This is a genomic window from Rhizobacter sp. P5_A1 (assembly GCF_056400745.1).
Genome location: NZ_JBFUKR010000018.1, coordinates 54,559 through 66,030 on the forward strand (window position 1 = coordinate 54,559; position 11,472 = coordinate 66,030).

11 protein-coding genes are annotated in these 11,472 nt (G+C 66.6%); 6 read left to right on the forward strand and 5 right to left on the reverse strand.

What is annotated here, in order from left to right:
* Positions 1 to 19 precede the first annotated feature (19 nt).
* Together AC1DTW_RS18965 and gabT are read left to right on the forward strand one after the other, a co-directional pair.
* Positions 20 to 1,222 carry a CaiB/BaiF CoA transferase family protein gene (locus AC1DTW_RS18965; RefSeq protein WP_477982959.1) on the forward strand — a complete coding sequence of 401 codons (1,203 nt, stop codon included), beginning with the start codon at positions 20 to 22 and terminating at the stop codon, positions 1,220 to 1,222.
* Positions 1,222 to 2,550 (forward strand): 4-aminobutyrate--2-oxoglutarate transaminase, encoded by a 1,329-nt coding sequence (gene gabT, locus AC1DTW_RS18970; RefSeq protein WP_477982888.1) that lies wholly within the window; start codon positions 1,222 to 1,224, stop codon positions 2,548 to 2,550. Before AC1DTW_RS18965 ends, gabT begins: the two co-directional genes overlap by 1 nt.
* A gap of 422 nt (positions 2,551 to 2,972) precedes the next feature.
* Here the strand turns inward: gabT and AC1DTW_RS18975 are convergent, their stop codons facing one another.
* From AC1DTW_RS18975 to AC1DTW_RS18995, 5 genes are read right to left on the reverse strand one after another with little or no spacing between them, the layout of a single operon-like run.
* On the reverse strand, positions 2,973 to 3,797 hold the full coding sequence (locus tag AC1DTW_RS18975) for an ABC transporter ATP-binding protein (protein WP_477982889.1): 825 nt from the start codon (positions 3,795 to 3,797) through the stop codon (positions 2,973 to 2,975).
* A gap of 47 nt (positions 3,798 to 3,844) precedes the next feature.
* Positions 3,845 to 4,651 carry an ABC transporter permease gene (locus tag AC1DTW_RS18980; RefSeq protein WP_477982890.1) on the reverse strand — a complete coding sequence of 269 codons (807 nt, stop codon included), beginning with the start codon at positions 4,649 to 4,651 and terminating at the stop codon, positions 3,845 to 3,847.
* A gap of 14 nt (positions 4,652 to 4,665) precedes the next feature.
* On the reverse strand, positions 4,666 to 5,529 hold the full coding sequence (locus tag AC1DTW_RS18985) for an ABC transporter permease (protein ID WP_477982891.1): 864 nt from the start codon (positions 5,527 to 5,529) through the stop codon (positions 4,666 to 4,668).
* Positions 5,530 to 5,550: 21 nt separating this feature from the next.
* Positions 5,551 to 6,648 (reverse strand): ABC transporter substrate-binding protein, encoded by a 1,098-nt coding sequence (locus AC1DTW_RS18990; RefSeq protein WP_477982892.1) that lies wholly within the window; start codon positions 6,646 to 6,648, stop codon positions 5,551 to 5,553.
* A 34-nt stretch (positions 6,649 to 6,682) separates the two neighbouring features.
* Positions 6,683 to 8,341, reverse strand: a complete 1,659-nt coding sequence (locus tag AC1DTW_RS18995; protein ID WP_477982893.1) for a hypothetical protein — start codon at positions 8,339 to 8,341, stop codon at positions 6,683 to 6,685.
* 505 nt (positions 8,342 to 8,846) lie between these two features.
* Here AC1DTW_RS18995 and AC1DTW_RS19000 point away from each other — a divergent pair.
* The 4 genes from AC1DTW_RS19000 to ccmB are packed head-to-tail and all read left to right on the forward strand — an operon-like array spanning position 8,847 to position 11,463.
* On the forward strand, positions 8,847 to 9,317 hold the full coding sequence (locus AC1DTW_RS19000; RefSeq protein WP_477982894.1) for a rhodanese-like domain-containing protein: 471 nt from the start codon (positions 8,847 to 8,849) through the stop codon (positions 9,315 to 9,317).
* 28 nt (positions 9,318 to 9,345) lie between these two features.
* Entirely contained in the window at positions 9,346 to 10,113 is a 768-nt protein-coding gene (locus tag AC1DTW_RS19005) for a cytochrome b/b6 domain-containing protein (RefSeq protein ID WP_477982895.1), read from the forward strand.
* Between the two features lie 37 nt (positions 10,114 to 10,150).
* Positions 10,151 to 10,801 (forward strand): cytochrome c biogenesis heme-transporting ATPase CcmA, encoded by a 651-nt coding sequence (gene ccmA, locus AC1DTW_RS19010; RefSeq protein WP_477982896.1) that lies wholly within the window; start codon positions 10,151 to 10,153, stop codon positions 10,799 to 10,801.
* Positions 10,795 to 11,463: a heme exporter protein CcmB gene (gene ccmB, locus AC1DTW_RS19015; RefSeq protein WP_477982897.1), complete on the forward strand. Its 669-nt coding sequence runs from the start codon at positions 10,795 to 10,797 to the stop codon at positions 11,461 to 11,463. The genes ccmA and ccmB overlap by 7 nt, the downstream gene beginning before the upstream one ends.
* The last annotated feature ends 9 nt before the right edge of the window (positions 11,464 to 11,472 follow it).

Here is an 11,472-nt window from a genome sequence, read left to right on the forward strand (position 1 = left end):
ACCGTCCAGGAAACAAGGAATGACCGAAACTTCGAAGCAAGACCGCAGCGGGCCGCTGGCCGGCATCCGCGTGATCGACCTGACGCACATGCTGTCGGGCCCGTACTGCACCTGGCTGCTCGGCGCGCTGGGCGCCGACGTCATCAAGGTCGAGCGACCGCAAAGCGGTGACTTCACGCGCATCGTCGAACCGATGCTGGAGGACGAGAGCCTCTACTTTCTGAGCGTCAACCGCAACAAGCGCAGCATCACGCTCAACCTGAAGGATCCGCGCGGCAAGGCGATCCTGATGAAACTCGCCGAAAGCGCGGACGTGCTGGTCGAGAACAACCGTGCCGGCGTGATGGACCGCCTGGGGCTTGGCAAGGACGACCTGGCCAAATTGAATCCCCGTCTCGTCTATGCATCCATCTCGGGGTTTGGCCAGACCGGGCCTTATCAGCACCGCGCGGCGTTCGATGTCGTGGTGCAGGCGCTGTCGGGAATGATGAGCGTCACCGGCGAGGCCGGCGGCGAACCGTGCCGGGTGGGCACGTCCATCGGCGACATCGGTGCGAGCCTGTTCGCGGCCATCGGCATCCTTGCGGCGCTGCTGGAGAGACAGTCCACCGGGCGTGGCGAAGGCGTCGATGTCGCGATGCTCGATTGCCAGCTGGCGCTGCTCGAGAACGCCGTCGCAAGAGCCCTGAACACCGACGAGAAGCCGCGTGCGCTCGGCAGCCGCCATCCTCTGATCGCACCTTTCCAGGCCTTTGCCACCGCCGACCGCCCGCTCGCGGTGTGCGTCGACACGAACGAGCAATGGGAACGCATGTGCCGCGCCATGCAACTGGAGGCCTTGCTGAGCGATCCGAGGTTTCCGACCGGTTCGCGGCGCAACGCGAATCACGCAGAGCTGGAGGTCATTCTGAAGCAGGCTTTCGCCACGCGCACGCGCGAGCAGTGGCTGAAGTTGTTCGACGAGCACGACGTGCCCAGCAGTGCAATCAATTCGGTGTCCGAGGCCCTGGATGACCAGCAGGTGCGTCATCGCGAGATGGTCGTGGAGGTGCCGCCCGGCTCGGGGCGCAGGTTCGTCGACGTGCCGATCCGCGTGGGAGGATCGGCCCGACCGCCGTCTTCTCGCGCACCGCGCCTGGGCGAGCACAACGCAAGCGTCCTGGCCGAAATCGGCATTGGCGAAGAGCAACTGCGACAGCTGCGGGTGGAGCGGGTGATCTGATGGAAACGCGATCGACTCAAACGGACGTGGAACAACGCAGGCTCGCTGCCTCCCCGCGTGGGATCGGCGTGATGTGCAATTTCGTGGCTCAGCGCGCGGAGAACGCTACGGTGTGGGACTCGCAGGGGCGCTCCTACACGGATTTTTCGGGCGGCATCGGCGTTCTCAACACCGGTCACCGCCATCCCGCCGTGATGGCGGCCGTCAAGGAGCAGATGGATCGATTCACGCACACCTGCTACCAGGTGGTCCCCTACGATTCCTACTTCCTGCTGGCCGAGCGGCTCAATGCCGTCGTGCCTGTGCGCAATGCCAAGACAGCGTTCTTCACGACGGGCGCGGAAGCGGTCGAGAACGCGATCAAGATTGCGCGTGTCGCCACCGGCCGGCCGGGCGTGATCGCCTTCTCGTCGGCCTTCCATGGACGCACCCTCCTTGGGATGGCCCTGACCGGCAAGGTGAGCCCGTACAAGGCCGGCTTCGGGCCATTTCCCGCAGAGATCCACCACGTTCCGTTTCCCTCGGAGCTGCAGGGCGTCTCGGTCGAACAGTCGTTTGCGGCAATCGACCGCGTGTTCAAGTGCGACATGGGCCCCGAGCGTGTCGCTGCGATCATCATCGAGCCCGTGCAGGGGGAAGGTGGCTTCAACGTCGCACCGGCCGCCCTGCTTACACGGTTGCGCGAGCTCTGCGACCGCCATCGCATTGTCCTCATCGCGGATGAAATCCAGAGCGCTTTCGCCCGCACCGGCAAACTGTTCGCGATGGAGCACTACGGTGTTGAGGCGGACCTCGTCACCATGGCAAAGAGTCTCGCCGGCGGATTTCCGCTGTCAGCCTTGTCCGGGCGCTCGGAGCTCATGGATGCGCCGGCTCCCGGAGGACTTGGCGGAACGTATGCGGGCAATCCGCTCGCGATCGCGGCTGCTCACGCGGTGCTCGATGTGATGGAGAAGGAGCAGTTGTGCCGACGGTCCGTCGAACTGGGCGATCGGCTGCGCGACTTCCTGCAGCGTCACGCAGTTGCCGATTCCGCGGTGTCCGAAGTGCGCGGCGTGGGTTCCATGCTGGCGATCGAGTTTCGCGACCCGATCACGGGTATGCCCAGCGCCGAGATTGCGCAGGCTGTGCAGCGGTCTGCGCTCGAGCTGGGACTGATCCTCCTGACCTGCGGCACGAATGCCAACGTGATTCGTTTCCTGTATCCCCTCACGATTCCGCACGAGCAGTTCGAGGCCGCCTTGCGGACGCTCGAGGAGGCGCTGGCTGCGGCGGGTCCCGGGGTGGCCGCCATAGATACCGAAAAGGCCATCAGCAGTCGCGGATGACGAAGACATCGGCTGTCGCAGGGCTGGCTGATTGCATGCGCCGGCGTCGAGCGTGTCGACGTCCGAGCTACGATCAACGCCAACTACGCGGTGCAGGCCAAGCTGGTACCGACGCGCGACGCGATCGCGATCGAGGACGCTAAGGGTCGTACACCAACCTGATCGCGGTGCGCATGCAGGACAAGGACAAGCCGTGGGTACCCAAGCTCCTGAAGGCCGTTTCGCTCGCCTGAAGCGAAGCAGTTCGTCGCCAGCACCTTTGCCGGGGTCGGTCGTGCCAGCGTTTTGATCCGCCGAATGCCCGGCCTCCGGACTGCGCGGCGCGAACGAAGGAAAGCGAGCTTCCATATGCGCAAAGCGTTTGAGGCCGGGCGCTCGGCGCACAAGGGAGCGCACCGAGCAGGCGCAAGGGCAAGCGCCCCTCAGCGCGAAAAATGCCAGTCGGAGATGTCTCGCTGCAGCATGATCGACGGGTTGATCGCTTCCAGTGATGGCACGCCGCCGAACTCGCTCAACACATCGTCCTTGATGGCCATGAAGGCGGCGGCGCCGCGGTCGCGCGAACGCGCCAAGGGCACGTCGACGACGCGCTTGATGCGACCCGGCCGCGGCTGCATCACGACCACGCGGTCGCCCAGAACCACCGCTTCCTCGACATCGTGGGTGACGAGGATGGCGGTGATGCCCTCGGTGCGCCAGATGCGTTCGAGCTCCTGCTGCAGATGGCCGCGGGTCAGCGCATCGAGGGCACCGAAGGGCTCATCGAGCAGCAGCACCTCGGGTCGGTTGACCAGCGCGCGCGCGATGGCCACGCGCTGCGACATCCCACCCGACAGCTGGTGCGGATAGGCCGTCTCGAAGCCCTTCAGGCCGACCAGCGCGATGTGCTCGTGAACCGATCTCTTCTTGGCCGCATCGCTGCCCGGCGCGTTGAGAACGCCGATGGCAATGTTCTGTTCCACCGTCAGCCATGGAAACAGGCGGTGCTCCTGGAACACGATGCCGCGATCGAGGCTGGTGCCGACGACATGCTGGCCGTCGAGCAGGATCTCGCCCTTGTAGTCGCCTTCGAGACCGATGATGAGGCGCAGCAAGGTCGACTTGCCGCAGCCGCTGCTGCCTACGATGCTGACGAACTCGCCCGGCTCGATCGTCAGCGAGATGGCGTCGAGCACCGGCAGCGGTTCGCCCTGAACACGGTATTGCTTGCTCAGGTTCTTGATGTTGAGAGTGCCGGCCTGGGCCATCGTTGAATTCCTCGGTTCGGTTATGTGGCGGGTTCGTTCACACCTTGTCAGGCCTGTGGCCGCTGCCAGTGCAGCGCGCGCACCTCGACCCGCGCGGCGATCCGGCTCAGCAAGGTGCCGATCGCTCCGATCGCCAGCATGCCGACGATGATCAGCTCGACGTTGAACGCGGCGCGGCCTTTGATGATGATGTTGCCCAGGCCGTTGCCCCAGTTCGCGAGCAGAAACTCGGAGCCGATGGTCGCGACCCAGGCATAGACCAGCCCCAGGGTCAGGCCGGTGGCGATCTGCGGCGCGGCGGCCGGAAGGATCAGCCGGAACAGCAGTTGCGAGCGCGAGAAGCGATAGACCCGGGCGACATCGAGGTGCTCCAGCGTCACGCCCCGCACGCCCTCGAAGGTGCCGAGCGCCACTGGGTACAGGGTGGACAGCGCAATGAACACCAGCTTCGACAATTCGCCGTAGCCGAGCCAGCTCGAGAGCAGCGGCAACCAGGCAAACAGCGAGATTTGGCGCAGCGTGTGGAAGCTCGGGCCGATCAGCCGCTCGGCCAGGCGCGATGCTCCCAGCACGCTGCCGAGGGCCACGCCGCCGAGTGCGCCGGCCGCAAATCCGCCGGCATCGCGCGCGACGCTGAACAGCGCGCCCTGCCAGAAGACGGGATCGCCCAGCGTTCTTGCCGCGACGCGCAGCACGCTGCCCGGCGGAACGATCAATCGGGTGTCGACCCAGCCGACGGCGGTGAGCAGCCACCACAGGGCCAGCAGCGCGAGCGGCAGCGCAAAGGCGCGCAAGTCGATGCGGCGAGTCGCGGCCGCGGGTCCGATCGGTGCGCGTGTCGGGGTCCCGCTCATGTGCTCGCGCTCCATCAGAACGCAGTCCGACGCCAGCGCTGCACGCGCGACTCCAGCCAGCGCAGCGCCAGATCCAGCAGCACGCCCACGGCGCCGATGACGACCATGCCGGCCACCACCAGGTCGGGCTGCGACAGCTGGCGTCCCCACACGATCAGATAGCCGATGCCTTCGCTCGACGCCAGCAGTTCGACGAAGACCAGCGCCAGCCAGGCCTGCATCACCGCCTGCCGCAGGCCGGTGAAGAGGCTGGGCGCCGCGGCGGGCAGCACCACGCGCCACAGCACCTGCGCCAAGCTGAAGCGGTAGACCTGAGACACCTCGAGCAAGTGGGGCGGGATGTTCGCGATGCCCTTCAAGGTATTGATCGTCACGGGCACCACCACCGCGATCGAGATGGCCGAAATCTTCAAGCCTTCGTCGATGCCGGCGAAGATGATGAGCAGAGGCACCCAACCCAGCACCGGGAATTGAGCCGCGACATTGAAGCTCGGGTAGATGTAGGCGCGCAGCGTGCGCGACAGCCCCATGCCGAAGCCCAGCAGCAGCCCGGCGGAGCCGCCGATCGCCAGGCTCCAGGCGACCCGCGAAGCACTGAACCCCAGGTGCGATTGAAGATCGCCCGCGGCCCACAACTCGCGCAGCGACTGCCACACCGATGCCGGCGCGGGCAGCAGTTGCTCGGGCACCCAGCGGCGTGCGGCGGCGCTCCACCAGACCGCGAGGACGAAGGCCGGAAGAATCAAGCCGCAGGCCGAGTGGCCGACGCGCCGCGCCACGGCTCGGGCGAGGTCGAGCAGGGCGCCGAGTTGGGGTTGACTCAGCGCGCTACGGCCGCGCGGCGGGAAGACGCTCGCGTCATCGGTGGAAGCACTCATGCTGCGAGCTCCTTGCGCGCGTCAATTCCTGGCGGCGAGCTTGCGCCCATCGACCTTGAGCTTGCCTTCGGCGTCGTACTGCGGCCAGTAGTCTTCGAGCTTGAGTTCCTTCAGCGCCTGGTTCAGGTACTTCGGCTCGATCCAGCCGTCGAGGCTGACGTCTTTGCGGATCAGCTTGTACTTCTTGGTTTCCTCGATCGAGTTCTTCAGGCTCGCGACGTAGTAGTCGTCGAGCAGCGGGTTGATGCGCGTGCGCAGATCGGAAACCGACTCCCAATCCTTCTTGTAGTCGACATAGGCCTGGCTGCCCGAGGTGGCCCAGGCCTGGAGCTCCTTCTCGCGATTGGCTTCCTGCGTGCTCCAGTACGCCACCTTGACCAGCCGCGTGACGATGCGCTGCACGATTTGCGGGTACTTGGCCTCGAACTCCTCGCCGACCCAGACGGTGCCCGGCCGCGTGATCTTCGGATCGTCCCGGATCTCGAGGATGCTCCTGGCAATGCCGCGCGCCTGCAGATCGAACGGCGTGATGTTGGTGCCATCGATGTCGTTGGTCGCCAGCGCCGCCTTGGTGGAGTCGTTGTCGAGGCTGATGACGCGGAAATCCTTGTCGGAGAAGCCGTACCTGTCGAGCCAGCGGTACAGCGTGAGCTGCCCGGCGGTGCCCTTGAACGTCGCGAGCCGCTTGCCCTTCAGGTCGGCGATGCTCTTCGCGGTGGAGCCCGCGGGCACCACGAAATAGCTGCTGCCGAAGCGGCTGGCCGACAGCACGATCTTGTGTTTCAGCCCGGTCGCGCGGCCCACGATCAGCGGCAGGTCGCCGTGGCCGAAGGCCACGTCGGTCAGGCCGTTGGCATACGACTCGTTCAGCGCCGGGCCGGCGCCAGGAAAGAACTTCCACTCGATCTTGATGCCGTCGGCCTTGAACTCGTCGTCGATCTCCTTGAAAAGGTGAGCGTTGCTCGGGAAGCTGCCCCCCGAGAGCGGGCGGCCGCCTGTGCCGGCACCGGGAAAGCTGATGCGGATCACCGTGGGCTTGTCTTCGGCGGAAGCAGGCACAGAGGTCAGGCCGAGCAGCGCCAGCGCGCTGAAGGCCGCAGCAAGGGTTCGTCGTTGCATGTCGTGGGTCTCGAAGAGTGGAGTGGGGCGGCGATCAGAAGCCGTACTGGAACTGCACTTGCAGGCCTTGTGACTTCTGCGGGCGGTCGCTCGTGTAGAGGCCGCTGGCGGGCGCGTCGTTGCGGGCCAGCAGGTAGTTCACCTGCAGCTTGGTGGTTTCGGCGAAGAAGGCGTTCAGGCCGATCGTGGTGATGAAGGTCTTGTCGCCGACGCTGCCGGCGCGCGCCGCGGCGTTGTTCAACGTGTCGGCGTCGAAGCTGTCGAAGCGCACGAAGGCCTGGTACGACTTGGGCCAGTAGTCGTCGTACTTGGCCAGGCTCTTCTCGCTCGCCAGGAACTGTTCGCCCCAGGTGTAGCCGAGGTTCAGGTACTGGCCACGCGACTTCTTCACGAAGGTCGGCGTGCTCGCGGTGGCGGTGGCGGCCGCGGTCGCCAATGTGTCGTCCTTGCCCTGGACGAATTCGTAGGTCACCGAGAACGGCAGGTGGGTGTAGTTGATGTCGAGGCCGGCGCGCGTCGAGTTGGCGATCTGCACCACCGCGTTCGATGTCGAGTTGGCGAGGTTGTTGTAGCCCTTGTAGTACGACACGCCGAGTTTCAGTTCACGCAGCCAGCTGTTGTAGTCGGCCGGCAGCGTGAAGGCCAGTCGGCCCAGCCAATCCTTCTTGCCGTTGTTGTCCGACTTGTTCGGGCCGCTGCCGTTGACGACGCCGAATGCGTACTCAAGCAGGGCCGAGCGATAGTTGTTGGTGTAGTCGACATTGACGAACGAATCGCCGCGGTAGATCAGGCCGATCTGGCGCGTGTTGATGCCGCTGAGTGCCGACGTGAACTGGGCCGAATTGATGACCGGACGGATTTCCTCATTGGCCTGCGCTTCGAGGCCGAAGGGCACGAGCTGCTGGCCGGCGGTCAGCGTGCCCTTGGCGTCCTCCTGTCCGCCGTTGGTCGGAAAGAAGCTGTAGGCGAGGTTGGCGTTGGTGATGCTGAGCTGGCTCCCGTTGGGCGATGACACGCCCAGCGTGCGACCGGCGCTGCTGGTCGACTGCGGGCTGCCGGCGAAATTGCTGCCCGAGGCCAGGCCCAAGGTGTAGGTCAGGTTCTTGCCTTCGGTGTAGTCGCGAAAGAGCGTGCCCGCGAACGACAGCGTCACCGAAGGCACATCGAAGCTGGTGTGCCGCGTCGTGGCCTGGAAGCTCGTGTTGCCGCCGGTGGCGCCGTTGTCCACGCCGGCGTTCTGCGCCGGGTTCTGCCAGGTCCCTCGCACCTGGATCGTCCCGCCGATGCTCGTGTTGCGTGTGACGGACGGCACCTTGCGCTCAAGCTGGCGCGCGTTCTCGTATTTGTAGTTCTCGAAATCCGCGCGCACGCCCTGGATGTCGGCCTTCGTGGCCAGGGTGGCGGCATCGCGCGTGGCCTGATCCGCGTCGGCGGCCACGGTCGGCGCCGGTGCCGCGGGCTGCGCCTTGGCCTGCTGCTCCTTGAGCTCCTTGACCTGCTGGCGCAGATCCGCAAGTTCCCTGGCGTCTGCGGCGGGCGCGGCCTGCCTGGCCTGCTCGGCGAGCAGCTCGACTTGCCTGCGCAGCGCGTCGAGCTCCTTCTTCAGTTGGGTCGCCGACTGCGCGTTCGCGGCCGTGCTCGACAAGGCGAGAAGGACTGCGCCGGCGAGGGCTGTGGTCTTGAATCCGTGCACCGATGAGGCTCCTGTCGGGGTGTGTGCCTTGGGGTTGAGGTCTGCCACGGTCTTGAAAAGGTCGGACCGGCTGGCGCTGTGGAACCCATTGCTTTGCAGAAGGCATGCCACACGCAAATGGCTCGGCGCGGGCCCGTTTTCGAGTGGGGTTGCTGACAAGCGAGCAGCTTTCCTGGCGCGCGCTGCTGCGTGTGCAGCAGCGTGTCGCGATGTGTTCACCCCGACGCGGGCGACCAATCGAGTGGCTGCGAAAAACGTTCAGGCTCGGCGAGCGGCGCTCATGCCGGTGCAGCTGCTCGACTGCGTTGCCGCGTCCTGTCTGTGGCGCAGCAGCAAGAGCGCCTCACTGTCGGGTAGCCAGCAAGGTCGCTGTTCGAAATTCAACGCAATGAGCGCCATCGATGTCGGTCTCTCGACGTGGCCTCCTCGCAGCCCGATACGGGGGCAGGTTTGGCGCGCTTGTTGCTCTTCGACTCGCAGATTCTTCATCAACAAAGCGAATTCCATGACTCATTTGAAGAGCTTGCTGGCCGCCGTCATCCTCGGTCTGGCCGCATCGGTCTCCGGTGCGCAGACGTCCGCGAACGCGAACGCGCCCGCGACCGACGTGTGGACCCACAAGACCAAGCGGCTGGACCGCGCCGCGGTCGATGCCTTGCTGGCCCGGCCGCAGAAGCTGGTCGTCATCGACGTGCGCCGCCCCGACGAATTGACCGCGAAGGGCAGCTTCCCGGTCTACCTCAACATCCAGGCCAAGCAGCTCGAATCGGCGTTGCCCTACATTCCGAAGGATCGCGTGATCCTGACCGTGTCGAACCATGCGCATCGCGCCGGCGATGCCGGCGACCTGCTGACCAGCAAGGGCTTCAAGGTCGCCGGTGCGACCGGCTCCGAAGACTATGAAGCTCAAGGCGGGACCGCGTTGGTTCGCGTCCCGGTGCCGGCGAAGCCGGCCTCGGCATCGACCGCGCCATGAGCCACGCCACGAGTCGCGTGAGCACGCGATGACAGCGCAATCCAGCGTCGACCGCATCGCCGTCCCCGTGCAGACTGCGCAGGCCGCGCGCGCGCACACCCGCATCCGCCTGTGGGATCTGCCGGTCCGCGTGTTTCATTGGTCACTGGTGCTGGCCGTCGCCACCGCGGTCGTCACCGGCGAACTCGGCGGCAGCTGGATGGAGTTTCATGGCGAGGCCGGGCTGAGCATCGTCGGGCTCGTCGTGTTCCGCTTGGTTTGGGGTCTCATCGGTTCGACCCACGCGCGCTTCGTGCACTTTGTGCCGACGCCAGGCAAGCTCAAGGCGTATCTGCGGGGGCGCTGGCGGGGCACGGGCCACAACCCGTTGGGCGCCTTGTCGGTGTTCGCGCTGCTCGGGTTGCTGGCGGCGCAGGCGGCGACCGGCTTGTTCAGCAATGACGACATCGCGTTCAGCGGCCCCTTGTTCAATCTCGTGGACGAGGCCCTGGCCAGCCGCGTGACCGGCCTCCACAAGCAACTCGCGAATGGGCTGCTCGTGCTGCTCGCATTGCATGTCGCGGCGATCGCGTTCTACGTCTGGCTCAAGAAGGACAACCTCGTCAAGCCGATGGTCACGGGCTGGAAGGACGTCGAGGCCGGCGCGTCCGCCGAGAAGGGCGGGCCGGTCGCGTTCGTCGTCGCCTTGACTGTCGCATTGGCCGCGGTGCTGGCGGTGATCGCCGCGGCACCGTCTGCGGCGGCAGTTGCAACGCCTGCTGCGTCGACGCAGTCGCAGCCCAAGCCATCGTGGTAGCCGGGCGATCGCGCCAGCGCGGAAAGAGTGGGCGTTGATGACACTGCGGACCTTGCAGCTTGCCTGCGTGCGCGGCGAGCGCGAACTGTTCGTCGGGCTCGACGTCGATCTGCGCGCAGGCGAGGCCCTGTGGGTGCAGGGCCCGAACGGCAGCGGCAAGACCAGCTTGCTGCGGCTGCTGTGCGGCCTGGCGGCGCCGGCAGCCGGCGCGGTGCACTGGTGCGGTCGCGACATCCGGCGCCTGCGCGAGGACTTCCATCGCGAGCTGCTCTACATCGGGCACGCCAGCGGCCTCAAGGACGAACTGTCGGCCGCCGAGAACCTGCAGCTCGGCGCGCAACTGGGCGGACGCCAAGGCGATGCCGCGGCCGTGCAGCGCGCCCTCGGCCACGTCGGCCTGGCGCGCGCATCGCGGCTGCCGGCGGCGCGCCTCTCGCAAGGCCAGCGCAAGCGGGTCGCTCTGGCGCGCCTGCACCTGCCGCCCGTGCCACGGCTGCTGATCCTGGACGAGCCTTTCAACGCACTGGATCGCGATGCCGCCGACCAGTTGAGCGCGGCCTTGAGCGCGCACCTCGCGCAGGGCGGCATCGTGGCCTACACGAATCATCAAGCCGAGGCCTTGCCGGCACAGCGACTGCGGGTGCTGGACCTGCAAGCGCTTGCCGCGCGCCGGCAGCGGCCATGCTGAGGGTGCTCGCATGGGTGATCCGACGCGATCTGCGGCTGGCCTTCAAGCGGCGCAGCGACCCGCTGGCCACGGCGTTCTTCTTCGTCATCGCGACCACGCTGTTTCCGCTCGGCATCGGGCCCGAACCCGGGCTGTTGCGCAGCATGGCGCCCGGCATCGTGTGGGTCTCGGCGCTGCTGGCATCGATGCTGTCGCTCGGTCGGCTGTTCGCACTCGACTTCGCCGACGGCACGCTGGAGCAGATGGTGCTCGGCACCGAGCCGCTGCCGGTCATCGTGATCGGCAAGGTGCTCGCGCACTGGCTGGTGTCGGGCCTGCCCCTGGTGCTGCTCGCGCCGCTGCTCGCGCTGCAGTTCGATCTGCCGGCAGCGGCTATCGGCGTGCTGCTGGCGAGCCTCGTGATAGGCACGCCGATCCTGAGCCTGCTCGGGGCGGTCGGTGCGGCGCTGACCTTGGGGCTGCGCGGCGGTGGCGTGCTTGTCTCGCTGCTGGTGCTGCCGCTGGTCGTGCCGGTGCTGATCTTCGGTGCTGGTGCGGTCGAGGCGCAGGCCAGTGGCATCGACCCCAGTGCCCATCTGCTGCTGCTCGGTGGCTTGCTCGCGGGCACCGCGGCGCTGACGCCGTGGGCGGGCGCGGCGGCGGTGCGCATCGCGCTGGAATGAATTTGACCC

Excerpts from the sequence above, each read along its gene's own strand:
- AC1DTW_RS18965 (WP_477982959.1), top strand. The coding sequence starts at position 20 with ATGACCGAAACTTCGAAGCAAGACCGCAGCGGGCCGCTGGCCGGCATC.
- gabT (WP_477982888.1), top strand. The coding sequence starts at position 1,222 with ATGGAAACGCGATCGACTCAAACGGACGTGGAACAACGCAGGCTCGCT.
- AC1DTW_RS18975 (WP_477982889.1), bottom strand. The coding sequence starts at position 3,797 with ATGGCCCAGGCCGGCACTCTCAACATCAAGAACCTGAGCAAGCAATAC.
- AC1DTW_RS18980 (WP_477982890.1), bottom strand. The coding sequence starts at position 4,651 with ATGAGCGGGACCCCGACACGCGCACCGATCGGACCCGCGGCCGCGACT.
- AC1DTW_RS18985 (WP_477982891.1), bottom strand. The coding sequence starts at position 5,529 with ATGAGTGCTTCCACCGATGACGCGAGCGTCTTCCCGCCGCGCGGCCGT.
- AC1DTW_RS18990 (WP_477982892.1), bottom strand. The coding sequence starts at position 6,648 with ATGCAACGACGAACCCTTGCTGCGGCCTTCAGCGCGCTGGCGCTGCTC.
- AC1DTW_RS19000 (WP_477982894.1), top strand. The coding sequence starts at position 8,847 with ATGACTCATTTGAAGAGCTTGCTGGCCGCCGTCATCCTCGGTCTGGCC.
- AC1DTW_RS19005 (WP_477982895.1), top strand. The coding sequence starts at position 9,346 with ATGACAGCGCAATCCAGCGTCGACCGCATCGCCGTCCCCGTGCAGACT.
- ccmA (WP_477982896.1), top strand. The coding sequence starts at position 10,151 with ATGACACTGCGGACCTTGCAGCTTGCCTGCGTGCGCGGCGAGCGCGAA.
- ccmB (WP_477982897.1), top strand. The coding sequence starts at position 10,795 with ATGCTGAGGGTGCTCGCATGGGTGATCCGACGCGATCTGCGGCTGGCC.